The organism is Streptomyces sp. NPDC017993, assembly GCF_044328065.1.
Lineage (GTDB): Bacteria > Actinomycetota > Actinomycetes > Streptomycetales > Streptomycetaceae > Streptomyces.
The window spans coordinates 198,077-218,534 of sequence record NZ_JBIRGO010000007.1 but is presented as its reverse complement, the minus strand read 5'-3'; the positions used below and the strand labels follow the sequence as shown (position 1 = coordinate 218,534).

Genomic DNA, 20,458 nt, shown 5'->3' with positions numbered 1-20,458 from the left:
ATGTCCGTGGGCAACAACGTCCGGCAGTGGTCACGCATTCCCGAACAGACCTTTCGGGCCCGCGATCCGTTCCCTCACCCCGTCTCCGTTCCGCTCGCCTCACCGCTGTTCCCCTCGCTGCCGCCGCCACCTCCGCCTCGCGCGTCGCTCGACTCCCCGCCTGGGCACCGTGCCCGCCTCGCCCGCCTGGGCTCCGTGTGCCCCGACCGCCGGATGGAATCCCGCCACTTTCGGCGCCCCTCGCCGACCCACCCCGGTGGCCCGACCGAGCCGACCGAAGCTGCACAGGTGAGGGAACCGGAGGTCGAGCCGACGCCCGCCTCCAGCGCCCACCCCATCAGCCATTCAGATTCATGACCTGCCTTACCCCATAAGGGAATTACCGGAGAGGCGAGGAGGAGTTGCAGCCACTCAGCACTTGTCCGGCTCAAGCCCCCGACTCGCTCTGCACCTTGACGAGGTACGGCCGCCCCTTAGCTTCACGAGCGCTCAAGTGATTCACGTTCACGCTCAACGTTCATATATGAAAAGAGAGTTGCATGCCCATGCCTGTGCGGAACCGGATGAGCAATTGTCCCCCGAGTCACATGCGGAGTCTGCAAGGTCGCAGGCGGAGGCATGTCCGTACCGGCCCCCTCCTGACCGTCTCCGGCATCGCGCTGTTGGTGGCGGCGGGCAGCGCCCTCGGCGTCGCCACCACGGCGGTCGGCGCGACCGCCCCGCCTCCCGCCCGGGTGATCGAGGTCGCCACCGCGGGCCAGCTCAAGGACGCCCTCTCCACCGCCGGGGAGCGGCGACACCATCCACCTCGCCGACGGCGCCTACAGCGGCAACTTCAAGACCTCCACCGCCCGCAGCTCCGGGGCTCGCATCACCTTCACCGGCTCTTCAAAGGCCGTCCTCACCGCGGGCGGCGGCTACGGGCTGCACCTGAACGGCGCCTCCTACTGGACGGTCAAGGGGATCACCGTCACCGGCGGCCAGAAGGGGATCATGGTGGACGCCGCGAACGGCGTGGTCATCGACTCCGTCACCGTCCACGACCTGGACATGGAGGGTGTGCACTTCCGCAAGTCCAGCAAGAACGGCGTCATCAAGAACTCCACGATCCGCGACACCGGCAAGGACGGCAGCGGCATGGGAGAAGGCGTCTACGTCGGCAGCGCCGGCGGCACCGACGACAAGAGCGACGACATCCAGATACTCGGCAACACCATCGGGCCCGGGGTGGGTGGCGAGATGGTCGACATCAAGGAAGGCGCGACCGGCGCGAAGATCAGCGGCAACACCTTCGACGGCAGAGGGATGACCGACATCCACTTCGACGACTCATGGGTCGACGTGAAGGGCAACGGAGTCCTCGTCGAGAACAACAAAGGCTGCACACCACCGACAACGGGTACGAGACCCACAGCCAGCAGGCCGGCTGGGGCTGTGGCACGGTCTTCCGCGGCAACACTCCGCCCTGAGCGGCGCCTCAGGGCCGGGGCGCTACGGGTTCAACGTCACCAACTACGCCGCGTCCGACTGCCCGGTCACGATCGCGGGCGACAACACCGTCACCGGCGGCCGCGGCGTGGCCAACCCTGACGCCCCGGTGGGCTGACCGGACGGGACGGCGAAGAGGCCGGGCAGGAGCGTTCGCGAAGGGGGTGAACGCGCGGAAGGCCCGCTCCCCCTGAGGGGAACGGGCCTTCCACTGTCGGCTAGTGCCTAGCGGTGAGCGTTCAGCTCTGGCCGCCGGCCAGCTTCTCGCGGAGCGCGGCCAGGGCCTCGTCCGACGCCAGGGCGCCGGAGTTGTCCGCCGACTCCGAGGAGTAGGAGCCGCCGCCGGAGGCGTTGCCGCCACCGCCGGTGCTGCCGGCGCCCGGGGCCGCCGGTGCCGCAGCACCCTCGGCCGCGGCCTGCTCGTCGGCCTCGCGGGACTTGATGACCTGAGCCTGGTGCTGCTCGAAGCGGGTCTGCGCCTCGGCGTACTGGTTCTCCCACACCTCGCGCTGGCTCTCGAAGCCCTCGAGCCAGTCGTTGGTCTCGGGGTCGAAGCCCTCGGGGTAGATGTAGTTGCCCTGGTCGTCGTAGGACGCGGCCATGCCGTACAGGGTCGGGTCGAACTCGACCGTCGCCGGGTCGGCACCGAAGGCCTCGTTGGCCTGCTTCAGCGAGAGGCTGATGCGGCGGCGCTCGAGGTCGATGTCGATGACCTTGACGAAGATCTCGTCGTTGACCTGGACAACCTGCTCCGGGATCTCGACGTGGCGCTCGGCCAGCTCGGAGATGTGGACCAGGCCCTCGATGCCCTCGTCGACGCGCACGAACGCACCGAACGGAACGAGCTTGGTGACCTTACCCGGGACGACCTGACCGATCTGGTGGGTCCGGGCGAACTGCTGCCACGGGTCTTCCTGCGTCGCCTTGAGCGACAGGGACACGCGCTCGCGGTCCATGTCGACGTCCAGGACCTCGACCGTGACCTCCTGGCCGACCTCGACGACCTCGGAGGGGTGGTCGATGTGCTTCCAGGACAGCTCGGAGACGTGCACCAGCCCGTCGACGCCACCCAGGTCCACGAAGGCACCGAAGTTGACGATGGAGGAGACGACGCCGGAGCGCACCTGACCCTTCTGGAGGGTGGTGAGGAAGGTCTGGCGGACCTCGCTCTGGGTCTGCTCCAGCCAGGCACGGCGGGACAGGACCACGTTGTTGCGGTTCTTGTCCAGCTCGATGATCTTGGCCTCGAGCTCCTTGCCCACGTAGGGCTGGAGGTCGCGAACGCGGCGCATCTCGACCAGGGAGGCCGGGAGGAAGCCACGGAGGCCGATGTCGAGGATGAGACCACCCTTGACGACCTCGATGACGGTACCGGTGACGATCCCGTCCTCTTCCTTGATCTTCTCGATCGTGCCCCAGGCACGCTCGTACTGAGCGCGCTTCTTGGACAGGATGAGGCGGCCTTCCTTGTCCTCCTTCTGGAGAACCAGGGCCTCGATCTCGTCACCGACGGCGACGACCTCGTTGGGGTCGACGTCGTGCTTGATCGACAGCTCGCGGCTGGGGATGACGCCTTCGGTCTTGTAACCGATGTCGAGCAGGACCTCGTCCCGGTCGACCTTCACGATGACGCCGTCGACGATGTCGCCGTCGTTGAAGTACTTGATCGTCTCGTCGATCGCGGCGAGGAAGGCTTCCTCGTTACCGATGTCGTTGACCGCAACCTGCGGGGTGGTGGCGGTGGTCTCGGTGCTGCTCGTCATGTGGGTAAAGGCTCCGGTGCGGACATTGAAGTCGTAGGTACTGCTACGCCGAGAGCCGTTATCGCCTCTGCACGGGACCGGACAGCGTCAGAGGCGCACCCTCCGGAGCCCCGCAAAAACCGGAGCAACCCGAAACGCCTCGAAAACCGAGGGGACATACATACAGATACGAGCGCGGCCTGCTCCGTCTGAGGCGCGCAAGCCCGCAGCGCAACTTGTAGCATACGGGGGCAGCCGGACACGGTCAATGCGCGAAGGCGCACACCCGGGACAAACGCCCCATATCCGGCACACGCGTTGTTCCGCGAGGTCGAACGGCCTCACAGTCCCCGCAGCTACAAGCAGAGCGAACACTACGACGACGGGCGCGATGAACCAAGAGCACGAGCCGGAGGCGACCCGACGTCACGCCTCCGACACCGAGAGCAGCCGGGCCAACCGCGGCTGGTGGGACAGCAACGCCGACGAGTACCAGAGCGAGCACGGCGGGTTCCTCGGGGACGACCGATTCGTCTGGGGGCCCGAGGGGCTCGACGAAGCGGAAGCCGGCCTGCTGGGGCCTGCGGCGGAACTGAAGGGGCAGCGGGTCCTGGAGATCGGGGCCGGCGCGGCGCAGTGCTCCCGCTGGCTGGCGGCCCAGGGTGCCCACCCCGTCGCGCTGGACCTCTCGCACCGGCAGCTCCAGCACGCGCTGCGGATCGCCGACGGCACCCCTGGAGAAGGGGACGTCGAGCTGGTCGAGGCGGATGCCGGGGCACTGCCCTTCCGGGACGGCTCCTTCGACCTGGCCTGTTCCGCGTACGGCGCGATCCCGTTCGTCGCCGATCCGGTGCGGGTGCTGAGCGAGGTGCGCCGGGTGCTGCGGCCCGGTGGCCGGTTCGTCTTCTCGGTCACCCACCCCATCCGTTGGGCCTTCCCCGACGAGCCGGGCCCCGAGGGCCTTTCGGTGGCCGCCTCCTATTTCGACCGCGTGCCGTACGTGGAGCAGGACGACACGGGCCGGGCGGTCTACGTCGAGCACCACCGGACGCTCGGTGACCGGGTCCGGGACGTGGTCGCGGCCGGATTCCGGCTGGAGGATCTCGTCGAACCGGAATGGCCGGAATGGAACACCCAGGAGTGGGGCGGCTGGTCGCCGCTGCGCGGGCATCTCATCCCGGGCACGGCGATCTTCGTGTGCGTGGCCGGCTCCCGGGCGCCTGCCGGTTCATAGGCCAATTCCCCTGAGCCGGCCCACCGGGTCGCGGGCGTCGCCGCTCCGGGCGGAGCACCTGGACTGCGGGCGCGGCCGGGGCGGCAGACTGGGGTCATGATCCTCCCCCAACCTCCGGCCGGGGGTGCGGCCGGCGACGCCCTTGCCCAGTTGCCCGTGCGCACCGCGCTGCCCGCGCTGCGCGAAGCCCTCGACGGTCCCGGCACGGCGGTGCTGTGCGCGCCGCCCGGAACCGGCAAGACGACCTTGGTGCCCCTGGAACTGGCGGGGCTGACGGGCGAGGGCCCGGCGCGTCGGGTACTCGTCGCCGAGCCCCGGCGGATCGCGGCACGCGCCGCGGCACGCCGGATGGCCTGGCTACTGGGCGAGAAGGTCGGAGAGCGCGTCGGCTTCACGGTGCGGGGCGAGCGACGTGCGGGGCCGCGTACCGCTGTGGAAGTGGTGACGACCGGCGTGCTGCTCCAGCGGTTGCAGCGCGATCCGGAGCTGGCCGGGATCGATGTGGTGATGCTCGACGAGTGCCACGAGCGGCATCTCGACGCCGATACGTCCGCGGCGTTCCTGCTCGACGTCCGCGAGACGCTGCGCCCGGAGCTGCGGCTGGTGGCGGCGTCGGCGACGACGGACGCGGAGGGCTGGGCGCGGCTGCTGGGCGGCGACGCGGGGGCGGCACCGGTGGTCGAGGCGGCAGGCGTGTCGCATCCTGTGGAGGTGGTGTGGGCGCCGGCTGAGCGGCCAGTACGCCCTGCGCATGGGATGCGGGTGGACCCTGCGCTGCTGACGCACGTCGCGGGGGTCGTGCGGCGGGCGTTGCGGGAGCAGTCCGGCGACGTGCTGTGTTTCCTCCCCGGTGTCGGGGAGATCGGTCGGGTCGCCGGGCAGCTGGCCGGGATGGACGCCGAGGTGCTGCAGGTGCACGGGCGGGCGCCGGCCGAGGTGCAGGACGCGGTGCTGAGCGGCGGGGGCGGCGTCCGGCGGGTGGTGCTCGCGACGTCGGTGGCGGAGTCGAGTCTGACCGTTCCGGGCGTACGTGTGGTGGTGGACAGCGGTCTCGCGCGGGTACCGAGGACGGATCACGCGCGCGGTCTCAGCGCGCTCACGACGGTACGTGCGTCGCAGGCGGCCGCCCGGCAGCGGGCCGGACGGGCCGGACGTGAGGCGCCCGGGGTGGTCTACCGCTGCTGGTCGGAGGGGGAGGACGGGCGTCTGCCGCGATTCCCCGACCCGGAGATCAAGGTCGCCGATCTGACGGCGTTCGCTTTGCAGGCCGCCTGCTGGGGCGACCCGCAGGCCACCGGGCTCGCCCTCCTGGACGCGCCACCGGCCGGCGCGCTGGCCGCCGCCCGGGAGGTGCTGACGGCGATCGGCGCGGTGGATACCGAGGGCCGTGCCACCGGGCGTGGAGTGCGGATGGCGCGGCTCGGCCTGCATCCGCGGCTGGCCCGTGCGTTGCTGGACGGCGCGCGGGAGGTCGGCGTGCGACGCGCCGCGGAGGTGGTGGCGCTGCTGAGCGAGGAGCCGCCGCGGACGTACGGGGACGATCTGGCGGCCGCCTGGCGCACGGCCCGGCGGGGCGGTGACGGCTACGCCGCGCGGTGGCGGCAGGAGGCGCGCCGGCTGGCGTCGGCGGTGGGCGGGACCGGCTCGGGGAGCGCCGGGGGCGCCGGGGACGACGCACCGGGCGGGAGCGACGCGGCGGTGGCCGGGCGCGCGGACGGCCGGGCGCGGAGCGGGCCGGGAGCCGGTGCCGGCCCGGGAAGCGGCAGTGGCAGTGGCACGGACCGGGGTGACGATGCGGTCGCCGGGCTTGTCGCGGCGCTGGCGTTCCCCGAGCGGGTGGCGCGGGCGCGGGGTGTGGGCAGCTATCTGATGGCGTCGGGGACGGGCGCCGAGCTGGCCGGTGGGGGGCCGGGCCCGGGGGCGCGAGCCGGGGACGGGTCGAGTCTGCGGGACGCGGGGTGGCTGGCGGTCGCCGTGGCGGACCGGCCGGTCGCGGCGGCGTCCGCGCGGGTGCGTCTCGCGGCGGTGATTGACGAAGACACCGCCTGCGCCGCGGCGCGGGCGCTGTACTCCTCGGGCGAGGAGGTGCGCTGGTCGGGCGGCGACGTGGTGGCCAGGAGGATGACACGGCTGGGGGCGATCGAGCTGGCGTCCCGGCCGTTGACCGCGCCCGATCCCACGTTGTTGCGGGAGGCGGTGGTGGCGGGCCTGCGGCAGGAGGGGCCCGGTCTGCTGCGCTGGTCGGCGGGCGCGACGTCCTTGCGGCAGCGGATGGCGTTCCTGCACGGGGAGTTGGGTGCGCCCTGGCCCGAGGTGTCGGACGCGGCGCTGCTGGAGCGCGTCGAGGAGTGGCTGGGGGTGGAGCTGGGGCGGGCGCGGCGGCGTGCCGATCTGGAGCGGGTCGACGCGGGGCAGGCGCTGGCCCGGCTGCTGCCGTGGTCGACCGGTGACGCGGCACGGTTCGACGAGCTCGCGCCGGAGCGCATCGAGGTGCCGAGCGGTTCGCGGGTGCGGGTGGACTACAGCAGCGAGCAGCCGGTGCTGGCCGTCAAGCTGCAGGAGCTGTTCGGCCGGCAGGAATCGCCGAGGGTGGCGGACGGCAGGGTGGCCGTGCTGGTGCACCTCCTCTCCCCCGCGGGCCGTCCGGTGGCCGTCACCGCCGACCTGGCGTCCTTCTGGAGCGGCGGATACCGGTCCGTGCGTGCGGAGTTGCGCGGGCGCTATCCCAAGCACCCCTGGCCGGAGGACCCTTCGACGGCGGAGCCGACTCGGCACACGACGGCGCGGCTCAAGCGGCGCTGAGCGCATGGCCTGACCGTGGCGGGCAGCCGTGCTCCGGGCCGGGCCGGGCTGGAGCAGCACACCGGTGCCGGCAGAACGGCCTCAGGCCCCCTGCCCCTATCCCTGTCCCTCCCCTTCCCCTTCTCCTTCTCCTTCTCCCAGAAGCTTGTGCGCGTACCAGTCCGTGAGCGCGTCCGGTCCTGGCAAGGGGCTGTTCGTGTCGGCCGGGACGACCACGAGCACATTGCGGAGGAAGCAGGCGTAGCAGAACGGGTCGGGGTCCTGGGCGAGGCAAAGCAGGCGGTCGGCGCCGCGCCAGAGGGCGTAGTGGCGGTCCGAACGGGGGCTGCAGCCGGCCGGGTCAGGGCACCTGGCCACCGCGCAGGGGCGGCCGAAACGTGCGGTGAGGAGTGCGGCCGCGGCCTGCCAGTCCGCATCGAGTTGGCCGCGGCCCTGGTCGGCGCGGAGGGTCCAACCGCGGGCGCGCCCCCAGACCGAGGCGAGGTGGTCGGCGTCGGGCACGCCGTCGTACTCGGGGTCGTAGACGCTGAAGGTGGCCCAGGCCGTCTGGCCGGACGGGCCCGGGTCGCCGTCGTAGTGGCCGGACCAGACGACCTGGCCGGCAGCGGTTTCGTAGGAGTCGTCGAATGCGGAGTAGCGCCATCCGCGGCTGTTGAGGAAGGCGTCGAAGGCTTCGTCGTCGGGTGTGTCGTCGCCAGCGGCGAAATGACTCAACTCCAGGAGTTGATCCACCACTTCGTCGGTGACCGGGCAGTTCGCAAGCGTCATGTGTTCACGTTACGGGGCGCCACCGACAACGGCGTGACGGCTCCGCGAGGGCCGGCGCGGCGTCCCGGTGCGGTCACACCGCGGGTGTCGGCCGTGGCGTGGGGCTCGGGTCCGGTCCGGTGTCCGCGGTCCGGTCGTCGCTGCCGAAGCCCGTCCCGGGGCGGCGGCCGCGTGCTTCGAGGTGCAGGCTCAGGGCGAGGAGCGCCGCGCCGAGTGCCAGGAAGCCCCAGGGGAGGTAGCTGGTGAGCAGCAGGACGAGGGTGCGCTGGGAGGTCACGAGGGCGACGGTGGAGTCGATGTAGTCCTCGCGCATCTTCACGTGGCCGGCGAACGCGGTGACTTTGCCGCCGCCGGGCAGCAGGTCGCCCCCGCGCAGTTCCTCTTTGTGTATTTCCTCGCCGTTGACGGGCGCTCCGGTGACGGGGTCCACCCAGAACATCCGCTGGGTGGTGTACCAGCGCGTGGTGCCCATCTTTTCGACGGACTCCGGGGTGATGCCCTTGACCGGCATCTTCTTGGGGAGCGCGACCTTGGTCCACGGGATGGTCTGCTCGAAGTAGTAGACCTCCAGACCGCGGAAGGTGCGTGTTCCCTTGTAGTGGATGGGTGCGGAGGTGCGCGTCTGGGCGTCGAAGTAGGTGTAGTCGCGCTTCTCGGTGAGGAAGGGCCACTTGTACTCGATGCCTTCGCGGCGGACCCGGTCACCGTCGACCATCTCGCCGGTGGCGTGCACGGGTTCCTGAGAGTGCGCGTCGAAGATGTAGCGCTCGGGGATCTCGGAGACCATGGCGCCGTCGGGTCCGGCCACGTACGAGAGCGTGTCCCAGACGACGACGTCGCGGCCCGCGGTTTTCTCGATGCGATCGGACTCGGCCACGTTGCCCTTGAGCGTCTGCACGATGGTGACCTTGGGGACCCGCTCGGCCTTCATCGTTCCGTAGTTGATCAGTGTGGCGGGTTTCGCCTCCAGGACCATGTCCTGGTACTGGCTGGGCGGGATCTTGGCGAGTCGCGGAAAGGCGTACCACCGCATGAGGGGGGCCAGGGCCGTGAAGAAGACGGCGAAGGCGAGCAGCACCAGGCCGGCTTTCCGCCGCATGCCCTTGGCTTCTCGGCGGCGGCCGGCACCGGTGGCGTCTGCCGGAGGTCCGGGGGATGTGGTCCGGGTGGGCACGAGGCGGCGCATGGCGTGGCGTCCCTCCCTCAGGGGTGACTGGGGACAGTGGTCAGCAGCGGCTTGGGCGAGGTCTCGCCGCTGGGCGCGCCGATCGCCGTGATGGTGAAGACGAGGGCGAGGGCAGCGGCCAGTCCGACCGCGGCTGCTGTCAGGGCACGCATGGCCGGCCTCCCGAAGAGCTGATGCAGCGTCAGGTCGGGGCACCGTAGCAACGGGCGGCGCAGATGAGAACACGTCGCACCGCCGCCCTGCCCGGTCGCGGGCGGAGCGGCGGTGCGACGAGGCCGGGCGACGGGGCCCGAGGGCCTGGGAGTTACGCGCCGGACGGTGCGGTGACGTGGAGCTCCAGGGTCAGCACGGCGCCGTCGGCAGTGGTCAGCCGCAGCAGGAACGTCCCGGACCGGTCATCGGTGTAGATCTTCGGGAGCTTCAGCAGACCGTTGGCGTCCGTGGTGAGGGTGGTGAGGGTGCGGACCGGCTTGTCCGCGTCCTCGCCGGTGGCCTCGGGGTCCTTGAAATAGGGCCCCTTGTCGTTCTCCACGGGCTTGTCGGGGTCGTCGGTGACCACGGTCGCGGTGACCGCGACGCCCGCCGCGATCTTGCCCTGGTACGTCGCCTTGACCTCGACCGCGCCGTCCGCGAAGGCCCCGCCCGCCGCCGTCGTCAGCTCCTTGTCGGAGGTACGGGCGAGCGCGTCGGCGCGCGGTGCCGGTTCGGCCTTGACGCGCACGCCGAAGTCGACGGCGGGCACGCTGCGGCCGACCGCTGTCGCGCGGATCGTGAAGCTGCCTGCCGTGTCGCCCGCGCGCAGGGTGGGGGCGGCGGCCAGGCCGTCCTTGCCGGTGGTGACGGTCGCGCCGGTCGCATCGCCCGGGAAGCGGGCGTCCGTGCTGCCGACGATGGTGAAGCGGATGGCGGCGCTCGCCACCGGCTTGCCCTCCGCGTCCTTGGCGCGCACCTGGGGCGACGCGTCGAACTCGGTGCCCGCAGTGGCCGTCAGGTCCTGATCGCCGACCCGTTCGAGGCCCGTCAGCGGCGCGGGCTCGGCCGGCGGCGTGGGGCGGGGCGTGGACGGCGGCGTGGGGCGGGGCGTTGGAGTGGGGGTGCCGTTGTCGTCTGGTGAGTCGTGGGAGCCGCCCTGGCCACCGGGGCCGGTCGAGCTGCCGGCGCCGGGCTTGCCACCGTCCGTCGCACCGCCATGGCCCGGGCGCGTGCCGCCACCGCCACGGCCGGCTCCGCTCTCCGAGCCGTTGCGCTGTGCGGGAAGCACGCCCTTGCCGTCCGGCACCTCGTGCGTGCCCTTGCGGTAGTAGGCGTACCAGGACAGCACCGTCCGCAGGTATTCCTCGGAGTTGTTGTAGCCCAGGATCGCCCGGTCCAGGTCGCCCTGCACCGCCATATCGCGGCCGCCGGCGCAGAGATAGCGGCCGGCGGCGAGGGCCGCGTCGAAGATGTTGTTGGGGTCCTTCTTGCCGTCGCCATTGCCGTCGGCGCCCCAACCGACGCCGTCGGGGCCGCCCTTGGACCACGTCGAGGGGATGAACTGCATCGGTCCGACGGCGCGGTCGTGGGTGAGGTCGCCGTCGTAGCGTCCGTTGTCGGTGTCGGTGATCCGGGCGAAGCCGTTGCCGTTGAGCTGCGGGCCGAGAATCGGCTTGAGGGTGGCGCCCTCGGCGTCGACCGATCCGCCGCGTGCCTGCCCCGACTCCACCTTGCCGATGGCCGCCAGGAGTTGCCAGGGCAGCCGGCACCCCGGGGCGGACGCCTCGATCTGCGAGGCGGCCTTCTTGTACGCGGCCAGGACGGTGGCGGGAATGCCGGCCTCGGCGGGCCCGGTGACTATGGGGCCGGCGCCCCCGCCCTTTGAACCCTCGGGATTTACGGGGCTGTTGAGGGGCGGCAGGTCGGTGTAGTACGTCGAGCCGCCGTCGATGGGGGTGTCGGCAGGCGGCGCCTTGTCCCGCTCATTAGCGGCCGCACTGCCTGCGGCACCGGGGGCCTGAGAGGCGGTCAGGGCGGCCAGCGCCAGCGCTGCCACGGCTGTCGAGGCCGCTCCCCTTCGGAGTCGTCGCCCGAACGTGGCTGCCATGCGTGCCATCCCCTCCGCGTTGCCCCACCGCGTGCGTCACGCGGTATCGCACTCCCCAGCGCTCCAACTCAGGCGACACTACGACAACTCGGGCCAGTCATCTACCACTCTCATCGACCGACATAATGCTCTGAATCGATCAAGGAGAGGAAAATGCCGTTCACGCTCAGCCACGCCGCTGCGGTGCTCCCGGCTCTTCGCAGGACAGGTGCGGCACGCGGACCGCTGATCGCCTCGGCCCTCGTCGCCGGCTCCTTCGCACCGGACATGACCTACTTCGCCGACACCCTGGTGCCCGGCGCCATGCTGTTCGGCGCGTTCACGCACTCCCTGATCGGCGTGCTGACCGTGGACGTCCTGATCACCGCGGGACTGGTCGGCGGCTGGCTGCTGCTACGCGAACCCCTTCTGGCGCTGCTGCCCCGGCCATGGCAGGGCCGGGTGTACGCCTTCGCGCGCGGGCGGCCCTGGCACCCGCGCGGATATCGTGAACTCGCCGCACTGGCCGGGTGGTTCTGCGTCTCGGCGATTCTCGGTTCCGTGACGCATGTCGTCTGGGACGCCTTCACCCACCCGGGCCGCTGGGGCACCCGGCTGGTGCCGGGCCTGGAGGCGACGGTGAACGGCCTGCCTGCCTACACGTACCTGCAGTACGGCACGTCCGCGCTCGCGATGGTGGCGATCGGCTGGTTCCTGCGGTCGGCGATGCGTACGGGAGGAGCGCTACCTACAGGGCCTGAGGGGCATACGGGAGCTGCGGAATGGGCGCCGCCCGAGGCCGTTCCGTTGCTCACGCTCCGTCAGAAACTGCTGCTGACGGCCCTGCTCGCCCTCTGCCTCCTCGTGGGCGCCGCGCACCGCACGGTACGTGCACACGAGGTCTACGGCAGCGCGGCGTCCTGGTTCGACTACATCCCCACCGTGCTCTTCGGCGCGGGTGCGGGGCTCGCGCTGGGACTACCGGTCTACGCGGTGGCCGTACGTCTGCTGCACCGCCGTGCGCGCCGCGCCCGCCCGGCCGCGAAGACCGCACCGGGGCGGATAGCGGCGCCGGAGAGGGAGTGGGAGAGAGACAGGGATAGTGAGACGGTGGCCGGGACGGGGGCGGAGACGGACCGTGTGGCCGGACGGTGACGGCAGCCGCTGGTCGGGGCTCTCCACCGATCGGTGGTTCTCACCGTTCGGTGGTCTTCACCGATTGGTCCTCACTATCGCGGCCCCGCCCCCGGAACCCTCGTTCGTCGTGGGCAGCTCGTCTCTGAGGCTGCTTCGGCTGGGCACCCCAAGCGCCACCGCCGCGAGCTCGGTGGCACAGCCCCTGAACCGGCGTCACCGCCTCCAACCCGGCGTCACCGCCCGCCCGAGCAGCACCGCCCTCGCGCTCCGCGCCTCGCTCTGTGCGCCGGGCGTCCTGCACCGCCGGCCGGAGCGGCGTCCGCCCCGGCCCCCTACGGCGCAGCGGTCAGTGGGCCGCCGACTCCCAGTCCTGGCCGGAGCCGACCGAGACGTCGAGCGGTGCCCTCAGTTCGACGGCTGCGGCCATTTCCCGGCGGAGCAGCTCCTCGACCTGCTTGCGCTCGCCCCCGGCGACCTCGACGACGATTTCGTCGTGCACCTGGAGCAGCATCCGGGACTTCAACTCGGCCGCGCGCAGGGCCACATCGACCTTCAGCATCGCGATCTTGACGATGTCGGCGGCGGTGCCCTGGATCGGGGCGTTCAGCGCCATCCGCTCGGCCATTTCGCGGCGCTGGCGGTTGTCGCTGTTGAGGTCGGGGAGGTAGCGGCGGCGGCCGAGGATCGTCTCGGTGTAGCCCGTGGCGCGGGCCTCCTCCACGACGCGCTGGAGGTAGTCGCGCACCCCTCCGAAGCGCTCGAAGAAGTTGTCCATCAACTTGCGGGCCTCGTCCGGCTGGATGCCCAGCTGCTGGGAGAGGCCGAACGCCGACAGGCCGTACGCCAGGCCGTAGCTCATCGCCTTGATCTTGCGGCGCATCTCCGGGTCGACCGCGTCCTTGGCGACCGAGAAGACATGGGAGGCGACGGTGGTGTGCAGGTCCTCGCCGGTGGTGAACGCCTCGATCAGGCCCTCGTCCTCGGAGAGGTGGGCCATCACACGCAGTTCGATCTGGCTGTAGTCGGCGGTCAGCAGGGTCTCGAAGCCCTCGCCGACGACGAAGCCGCGACGGATCGCCCGGCCCTCGTCCGTCCGCACCGGGATGTTCTGCAGGTTCGGGTCCGTCGAGGACAGCCGGCCGGTGGCCGCCACCGTCTGGTTGAAGGTGGTGTGGATCCGGCCGTCGGCGCCGATGGTCTTGATCAGGCCCTCGACGGTCGTGCGCAGCTTGGCCTGCTCACGGTGCCTGAGCATGATCACGGGGAGTTCGTTCTCGGTCTGTGCCGCGAGCCACGCGAGAGCGTCGGCGTCGGTGGTGTAACCGGTCTTGGTCTTCTTGGTCTTGGGCAGGCCCAGCTCGCCGAAGAGGACCTCCTGGAGCTGCTTGGGCGAGCCGAGGTTGAACTCGTGGCCCGCGGCGGCATGCGCCTCCTGGACGGCCTGCTGCACCGCTGCCGCGAACTGCTGCTCGATGCGCTCCAGCCAGCCCCGGTCGGCGGCGATACCGGACCGCTCCATCCGGGCCAGCAGCACGCTGGTCGGCAGCTCCACATCGCGCAGCAGCTCGGCCGCGCCGACCTCCGCGAGCTTGGTCTCGAACGCCTCGCCCAGATCAAGGACCGTCCGCGCCTGGCCCATCAGGGCCTCCGCCTCGGCCTGCTCGTCCGCGCCGAAGGCCAGCTGTCCGTTGCTCGCGGCGGGGGCGGCCACCTCGCGGCCCAGGTATTCGATGGAGAGGGCGTCCAGCGCGAAGGAGCGGCGTCCGGGCTTGACCAGGTAGGCGGCCAGCGCCGTGTCCATGGAGACGCCGTCGATGCTCCAGCCGTGCTCGCCGAAGACCCGCATCAGGCCCTTGGCGTTGTGCATCACCTTGGGCCGGGCCGGGTCGGCGCTCCAGGCGGCGAAGGCGCGCTCGTCGGCCTCGTCCAGCTGGGCGGGGTCGAACCAGGCGGCGGGGCCATCGCCGGTGGCAAGCGCCACCTCGGCGACGCTGCCGCTGCCCAGCGTCCAGACATCGACCGTCGCCACGCCTAGCGGGCCCGCGCCGTGCTCGGCCAGCCACGGGGCGAGCTCGCCGGTGGCGATCACGGTGCCGTCGATCTCGGCGCCGGCGGCCGGCGCGGCCTCCTCGGCGGCCTGCTCCGCGCCCGGGTCGACGGCGTGCAGCCGGTCGCGCAGGCCCTGGTTGCGGATCTCCAGACCGTTCAGGAACACCGAGAGGGTGTCGCGGTCATAGGCCTCGCGGACCAGGGCATCGGGGCCGCAGGGCAGGGTGACGTCGCGCACCATCTCCGTCAGCCGGCGGTTGAGCTTCACGGCCTCCAGGTGCTCGCGCAGATTCTGCCCCGCCTTGCCCTTGACCTCCTCCGCGCGCTCCACCAGCTCCGCGAACGACCCGAACTGGTTGATCCACTTCGTGGCGGTCTTCTCGCCCACGCCCGGAATGCCGGGCAGGTTGTCGGACGGGTCGCCGCGCAGGGCCGCGAAGTCCGGGTACTGGGAGGGGGTGAGGCCGTACTTCTCCTCGACCTTCTCCGGGGTGAAGCGGGTCAGCTCCGAGACGCCCTTGGTGGGGTAGAGGACCGTGACGTCCTCGGAGACCAGCTGGAAGGCGTCGCGGTCGCCGGTGACGATCGAGACCTTGAAGCCCTGCGCGGTGGCCTGCTCGGTGAGGGTGGCGATGACGTCGTCGGCCTCAAAGCCGTCGACCGCGAAGCGCTTGACCCGCATCGCGTCGAGAAGCTCGCCGATGAGCTCGACCTGGCCCTTGAACTCGTCGGGCGTCTTGGAGCGGTTCGCCTTGTAGTCCGCGAACTCCGCGGAGCGCCAGGTCTTGCGGGAGACGTCGAACGCCACCGCGAAATGCGTGGGCGCCTCGTCGCGCAGGGTGTTCGCGAGCATCGACGCGAAGCCGTAGATCGCGTTGGTCGGTTGCCCCGTGGCGGTCGTGAAATTCTCCACGGGCAGGGCGAAGAACGCCCGGTACGCCATGGAATGCCCGTCCATCAGGAGCAGCCGGGGACGGCCGCCCCCCGCCGCTTCGGTGCCGGTCGCTTCGCTCTTCTTCGCTGCCTTTGCTGCCACGCCCCCGATCCTGCCACGCCCCACTGACAATCCCCGCCGCGGTCGCCGTGGCCGCGGCTGCGCCCGCCCAATCCGGCTCTCCACCACCGCGTCCGTACCTGTCCGGTCACCCTCCGCAGCCCCCGGTCCGCGGTCGGACTGCCCTGCTTTCATCCCTACTCCGCCCGGCCCCACCCATGACAAGATCTGATGCGCACGGCAACGATCCGCCGCGTGCCGGTGGAGACGGCACAGCACAGGCTCAAGGGAGAGCGCCATGGCAGGCAAGCCGCCCGCGTCGGACCCCGTCCAGGACGCGCCCGAGGTCAGCGAACCGCAGCACTCCGCCGTCGGACTGCCGGCCATCACCCACGCCCTGCGGATCTCCCAACAGCAGATGGGTGTGCGCCGCACCGCTCTCACCCTGCTCCGGGTCAACCAGAAGGACGGGTTCGACTGCCCCGGCTGTGCCTGGCCCGAGCCCGAGAAGCGGCACACCGCCGAATTCTGCGAGAACGGCGCGAAGGCCGTCGCCGAGGAGGCCACCCTCCGCCGCGTCACACCGGACTTCTTCGCCGCCCACACGGTGGCCGACCTCGCCGGACGCAGCGGCTACTGGCTCGGCCAGCAGGGCCGCCTCACCCGGCCCATGTACCTGGAAGAGGGGGCGGACCACTACGAACCCGTCACCTGGGAGCGGGCCTTCGACATCATCGGCGAAGAGCTGACCGCCCTCGACTCCCCCGACGAGGCCGTCTTCTACACCTCCGGGCGCACCAGCAACGAAGCCGCCTTCCTCTACCAGCTCTTCGCCCGCGAATTCGGCACCAACAACCTCCCCGACTGCTCCAACATGTGCCACGAGTCGTCGGGCTCCGCGCTCACCGAGACCATCGGTATCGGCAAGGGAAGCGTCCTGCTGAAGGACCTCTACCAGGCCGACCTGATCATCGTGGCCGGCCAGAACCCGGGCACCAACCACCCCCGGATGCTCACCGCCCTGGAGCAGGCCAAAGCCGGCGGGACAAAGATCATCTCGATCAATCCGCTGCCCGAAGCGGGCCTGGAGCGCTTCAAGAATCCGCAGACCCCGCGCGGCATAGCCGGCGGCGGCACCGCCCTGACCGACCTCTTCCTCCAGGTGCGCCTCGGCGGCGACCAGGCGCTCTTCCGGGTGCTCAACCGCCTCATCCTGGAAGCGGCGGAGCAGGACCCCGGCTCGGTCGACGAGGAGTTCATCCGCGAACACACCCACGGCTTCGAGGAGTTCGCGCGCACCGCCCGCGCCGACGACGACTGGGACGCCACGCTGCGCGCCACCGGCCTGAGCCGCGAGGAGATAGAGAGCGCCCTGCGCATGGTCCTCGGCTCCCGCCGCACGATCGTGTGCTGGGCGATGGGCCTGACCCAGCACAAGCACTCGGTACCCACCATCCAGGAAGTCGTCAACTTCCTTCTGCTGCGCGGCAACATCGGCCGCCCCGGCGCCGGCGTCTGCCCCGTACGCGGCCACAGCAACGTCCAGGGCGACCGCACCATGGGCATCTTCGAGCGGCCCGCCCCCGCCTTCCTCGACGCACTGGAGAAGGAATTCGGCTTCGCGCCGCCCCGTGAGCACGGCCTCGACGTCGTCCGCGCCATCCGCGCGCTGCGCGACGGCCAGGCCAAGGTCTTCTTCGCGATGGGCGGGAACTTCGTCTCCGCCACCCCGGACACCGACGTCACCGAGGCCGCCGTACGCCGCGCCCGCCTGACCGTGCACGTCTCCACCAAGCTCAACCGCTCGCACGTGGTCACCGGCGCGCGCGCCCTGATCCTGCCGACCCTCGGACGCACCGAACGCGACCTCCAGGCCGGCCCGGACGGCGGCAGCGCCGAGCAGTTCGTGACCGTCGAGGACTCCATGGGCATGGTGCACGCCTCCCGCGGCCGGCTGGAGCCCGCGAGCCCGCACCTGCTGTCGGAGCCGGCCATCGTCGCCCGGCTGGCCCGCCGCGTCCTGGGCGGGGCGAGCCGCACGCCGTGGGAGGAGTTCGAGCGGGACTACGCGGCGATCCGGGACCGCATCGCGCACGTCATTCCCGGCTTCGAGAACTTCAACACCAGGGTCGCCCACCCCGAGGGCTTCGCCCTCCCGCACGCCCCCCGGGACAGCCGCAGCTTCCCCACCGCCACCGGGAAGGCCAACTTCACCGCGGCCCCCGTGGAGTACCCCAAGGTCCCCGAGGGACGCCTGCTGCTGCAGACCCTGCGCTCGCACGACCAGTACAACACCACCATCTACGGCCTCAGCGACCGCTACCGCGGCATCAAGAACGGCCGCCGCGTGGTACTCGTCCACCCCGAGGACGCCCGCGCCCTGGGCCTGGCCGACGGCGCCTACACCGACCTCGTCAGCGAATGGACCGACGGCAGTGAGCGGCGCGCCCCCGGTTTCCGCGTCGTGCACTACCCCACGGCCCGCGGCTGCGCGGCCGCCTACTACCCGGAGACCAACGTCCTCATCCCGCTCGACCACACCGCCGACACCAGCAACACCCCCGCCTCGAAATCCGTGGTGATCCGCATGGAGAGCCCACAGGGAAGCTGACCGCCCCCGGTCCACCCCGCCGCGGGAATCGGCCACCCCGCGCTGAGCCTTGCTCAGTGGCCTGATAGGAACAGGCACAGATCCACGACGATCACGTGCGAGCGAACGGAGCAGTAGGCCATGGGCGAGCAGGGCACGACCATGTTTCCGCAGGACATCCTCGACCAGTGGGCCGGCCTCGGCCTGGACCTGCCCTCCCTCTTCTCCGCCGGGCACCTCGGTGAACGGATGAGCGTGCGGGTCACCGAAGCCGCCCCCGACCGCGTCGTCGGCACCATGCCCGTCGAGGGCAACACCCAGCCCTACGGACTGCTGCACGGCGGGGCCTCCGCCGTACTCGCCGAGACCCTCGGCTCCGTCGGCTCGATGCTGCACGGCGGCCCCCACAAGCTCGCCGTGGGCGTCGACCTCAACTGCACCCACCACCGCGGCGTCCGCTCCGGCCTGGTCACCGGCGTCGCCACGCCCGTACACCGAGGCCGCTCCACCGCGACCTACGAAATCGTGATCAGCGACGAACAGGACAAGCGAGTCTGCACCGCCCGCCTCACCTGCATGCTGCGCGACGTCGACGCCGACGTGTACCGCGGCTGACACCCCGACGGCACCTCGACGCCGTCCGTACGGCCCCGCATCCCGGCACCGGGAGCGGGGCCGTACGCATTTTCGTAACGCTGCGTAACAAGCGCGCAATGCGGCGCCGTGCGCGCATCCCGGACCCCCCACCGGCGCCGACCCCACCGCGCCCATCACGTCCGGATTCCGGACGCCGTTCCGTCACAGCGCGGCGCGCCACCCCAGGGAAGTGCGAGTTCGCCCTCCGCGCGATGTTCGCCCACCGGGTGTAAGGACCATAGAGGCATAACGCTCATCGCATGTCATAACAAGAGCGTCACATCCTGGTCAGCGCCACTGCCAGGGCGCCGAACACCCCTCTATAGTCACCGCCAGTCACCGCGCCGCCGGGCGCGCTGCGAGCACGGACCCGGTATGACTCCGTACAGCCCGGCGCGCGAAACGGCCATGCGACAGCAATGGCCGCGCCAGGGAAAGGACTGATCGTGCGTCACCGTTCCTTGCTCATCCTCACCACCGCGGTCACCGCAGGCGCCCTCACGCTCTCCGCGTGCGGCTCCCGAGGCGACGACCAAAAGAGCGGCGACGGCTCCAAGACGACCGTCGTCATCGGCCTCGACGCCCCGACCACCGGGGAGCTCTCCGCCCTCGGCCTGGGCATCCGCAACTCCGCCCAGCTCGCCGTCGACACCGCCAACAAAGCCGGCGAAGTCGATGGCGTCACGTTCAAACTCGAAGCCCTCGACGACAAGGCCCTGCCCAACGTCGGCCAGCAGAACGCCACCAAGCTCGCCGGCGACAAGGACGTCCTCGGCGTCGTCGGCCCGCTGAACTCCGGTGTCGCCCAATCGATGCAGCAGGTCTCCAAGCAGAACGACCTCACGCTGATCTCCCCGGCGAACACCACGCCCGACCTCACCCAGGGCAAGGACTGGAAGCAGGACAAGCGCGTCCGCCAGTTCCCCACCTACTTCCGCACCGCGACCACCGACGAGGTGCAGGGCGCCTTCGACGGCCAGTACGCGTGGGAGAAGATGAAGGCCAAGAAGGCCTACATCATCGACGACCAGAAGACCTACGGCGTCGGCCTGGCCTCCTCCTTCAAGGACCAGTTCGCCAAGCTCGGCGGCAAGATCGTGGGCACCGAGCACGTCAGCCCCGACGACCGTGACTTCAAGGCCGTCGTCTCCAAGGTCAAGTCCGCCAAGCCCGACCTGGTCTTCTACGGCGGCGAATACCCCGCCTCGGGCCCGCTCAGCCAGCAGCTCAAGGACGGCGGCGTGACCGTCCCCCTGATGGGCGGCGACGGCATGTACAGCGGCGACTACATCAAGCTCAACAAGAAGGCCCAGGGCGACTACGCCTCCTCCGTCGGCAAGCCCGTCGAAGAACTCCCCTCCGCGAAGAAGTTCATCGCCGACTACAAGGCAGCCGGCTTCAAGGAGGCCTACGAGGCCTACGGCGGCTCCACCTACGACGCCACCTGGTCCATCATCCAGGCCGTCAAGAAGGTCGTCGAGGACAACGACGGCAAGCTCCCCGAGGACTCCCGCAAGAAGGTCACCGAGGCCATGAACAAGGTCACCTTCGACGGTGTCACCGGCCCCATCGCCTTCGACAAGTACGGCGACACCACCAACACCATGATCACCGCCTACCAGGTCGACAAGGGCGCCTGGGTCTCCCGCTTCAGCGCGGAGTTCAAAAAGATCGACAAGAGCTGACCGACCGAAGCGACACACCTGATCGACCCCGGGCCGCGCCAGGACGCCACGAACGACCCTGGCGCGGCCCGCGGCACACCGGAACCCC

Annotated in this window: 12 protein-coding genes and 1 pseudogene; 7 read left to right on the top strand and 6 right to left on the bottom strand. The window is 70.9% G+C overall.

Features of this window, described 5'->3' with window-relative positions:
* Positions 1–587 precede the first annotated feature (587 nt).
* Positions 588–1,606, top strand: a pseudogene (locus ACH4FH_RS15080) (right-handed parallel beta-helix repeat-containing protein).
* Positions 1,607–1,727: 121 nt separating this feature from the next.
* On the opposite strand, the gene rpsA reads toward ACH4FH_RS15080, so the two are convergent.
* Positions 1,728–3,251, bottom strand: coding sequence for a 30S ribosomal protein S1 (gene rpsA / locus ACH4FH_RS15075; RefSeq protein WP_398556249.1), 1,524 nt, complete (start codon positions 3,249–3,251; stop codon positions 1,728–1,730).
* 370 nt (positions 3,252–3,621) lie between these two features.
* On the opposite strand from rpsA, the gene ACH4FH_RS15070 reads away from it, so the two are divergent.
* The gene (locus ACH4FH_RS15070; protein ID WP_398556248.1) at positions 3,622–4,464 is read left to right on the top strand and encodes a class I SAM-dependent methyltransferase; all 843 of its coding nucleotides are present in this window, start codon (positions 3,622–3,624) and stop codon (positions 4,462–4,464) included.
* Positions 4,465–4,560: 96 nt separating this feature from the next.
* A complete protein-coding gene (locus ACH4FH_RS15065; protein WP_398556247.1) occupies positions 4,561–7,266 on the top strand; it encodes an ATP-dependent RNA helicase in 2,706 nt (901 codons plus the stop codon).
* Between the two features lie 96 nt (positions 7,267–7,362).
* On the opposite strand, the gene ACH4FH_RS15060 is transcribed toward ACH4FH_RS15065, so the two are convergent.
* The 4 genes from ACH4FH_RS15060 to ACH4FH_RS15045 all read right to left on the bottom strand — a co-directional run bounded on the left by ACH4FH_RS15060 (position 7,363) and on the right by ACH4FH_RS15045 (position 11,300).
* Positions 7,363–8,034, bottom strand: coding sequence for a hypothetical protein (locus ACH4FH_RS15060; RefSeq protein WP_398556246.1), 672 nt, complete (start codon positions 8,032–8,034; stop codon positions 7,363–7,365).
* Positions 8,035–8,107: 73 nt separating this feature from the next.
* Positions 8,108–9,133 carry a DUF3068 domain-containing protein gene (locus ACH4FH_RS15055; RefSeq protein ID WP_398556245.1) on the bottom strand — a complete coding sequence of 342 codons (1,026 nt, stop codon included), beginning with the start codon at positions 9,131–9,133 and terminating at the stop codon, positions 8,108–8,110.
* A gap of 104 nt (positions 9,134–9,237) precedes the next feature.
* Positions 9,238–9,372, bottom strand: coding sequence for an SPW_0924 family protein (locus ACH4FH_RS15050; protein WP_398556244.1), 135 nt, complete (start codon positions 9,370–9,372; stop codon positions 9,238–9,240).
* Positions 9,373–9,524: 152 nt separating this feature from the next.
* Positions 9,525–11,300 carry a lytic transglycosylase gene (locus ACH4FH_RS15045; protein ID WP_398556243.1) on the bottom strand — a complete coding sequence of 592 codons (1,776 nt, stop codon included), beginning with the start codon at positions 11,298–11,300 and terminating at the stop codon, positions 9,525–9,527.
* Between the two features lie 153 nt (positions 11,301–11,453).
* Between ACH4FH_RS15045 and ACH4FH_RS15040 the strand changes: the two genes are divergently transcribed.
* Complete coding sequence (locus ACH4FH_RS15040; RefSeq protein ID WP_398556242.1) at positions 11,454–12,434, top strand: DUF4184 family protein; 981 nt, start codon at positions 11,454–11,456, stop codon at positions 12,432–12,434.
* Between the two features lie 328 nt (positions 12,435–12,762).
* On the opposite strand, the gene polA is transcribed toward ACH4FH_RS15040, so the two are convergent.
* Complete coding sequence (gene polA, locus ACH4FH_RS15035; RefSeq protein ID WP_398556413.1) at positions 12,763–15,423, bottom strand: DNA polymerase I; 2,661 nt, start codon at positions 15,421–15,423, stop codon at positions 12,763–12,765.
* 334 nt (positions 15,424–15,757) lie between these two features.
* Here polA and ACH4FH_RS15030 point away from each other — a divergent pair, with 334 nt between their 5' ends.
* The 3 genes from ACH4FH_RS15030 (at position 15,758) to ACH4FH_RS15020 (ending at position 20,370) form a co-directional block, all read left to right on the top strand.
* Complete coding sequence (locus tag ACH4FH_RS15030; protein ID WP_398556241.1) at positions 15,758–18,070, top strand: FdhF/YdeP family oxidoreductase; 2,313 nt, start codon at positions 15,758–15,760, stop codon at positions 18,068–18,070.
* Between the two features lie 120 nt (positions 18,071–18,190).
* The gene (locus ACH4FH_RS15025) at positions 18,191–18,664 is read left to right on the top strand and encodes a PaaI family thioesterase (RefSeq protein ID WP_398556240.1); all 474 of its coding nucleotides are present in this window, start codon (positions 18,191–18,193) and stop codon (positions 18,662–18,664) included.
* A 482-nt stretch (positions 18,665–19,146) separates the two neighbouring features.
* Positions 19,147–20,370, top strand: a complete 1,224-nt coding sequence (locus ACH4FH_RS15020; protein ID WP_398556412.1) for a branched-chain amino acid ABC transporter substrate-binding protein — start codon at positions 19,147–19,149, stop codon at positions 20,368–20,370.
* The last annotated feature ends 88 nt before the right edge of the window (positions 20,371–20,458 follow it).

Coding starts and splice junctions, on each gene's coding strand:
- ACH4FH_RS15055 (WP_398556245.1), bottom strand. CDS start 9,133: ATGCGGCGGAAAGCCGGCCTGGTGCTGCTCGCCTTCGCCGTCTTCTTC.
- ACH4FH_RS15030 (WP_398556241.1), top strand. CDS start 15,758: ATGGCAGGCAAGCCGCCCGCGTCGGACCCCGTCCAGGACGCGCCCGAG.
- ACH4FH_RS15060 (WP_398556246.1), bottom strand. CDS start 8,034: ATGACGCTTGCGAACTGCCCGGTCACCGACGAAGTGGTGGATCAACTC.
- ACH4FH_RS15040 (WP_398556242.1), top strand. CDS start 11,454: ATGCCGTTCACGCTCAGCCACGCCGCTGCGGTGCTCCCGGCTCTTCGC.
- rpsA (WP_398556249.1), bottom strand. CDS start 3,251: ATGACGAGCAGCACCGAGACCACCGCCACCACCCCGCAGGTTGCGGTC.
- ACH4FH_RS15065 (WP_398556247.1), top strand. CDS start 4,561: ATGATCCTCCCCCAACCTCCGGCCGGGGGTGCGGCCGGCGACGCCCTT.
- ACH4FH_RS15050 (WP_398556244.1), bottom strand. CDS start 9,372: ATGCGTGCCCTGACAGCAGCCGCGGTCGGACTGGCCGCTGCCCTCGCC.
- ACH4FH_RS15045 (WP_398556243.1), bottom strand. CDS start 11,300: ATGGCAGCCACGTTCGGGCGACGACTCCGAAGGGGAGCGGCCTCGACA.
- ACH4FH_RS15025 (WP_398556240.1), top strand. CDS start 18,191: ATGGGCGAGCAGGGCACGACCATGTTTCCGCAGGACATCCTCGACCAG.
- polA (WP_398556413.1), bottom strand. CDS start 15,423: ATGGACGGGCATTCCATGGCGTACCGGGCGTTCTTCGCCCTGCCCGTG.
- ACH4FH_RS15070 (WP_398556248.1), top strand. CDS start 3,622: ATGAACCAAGAGCACGAGCCGGAGGCGACCCGACGTCACGCCTCCGAC.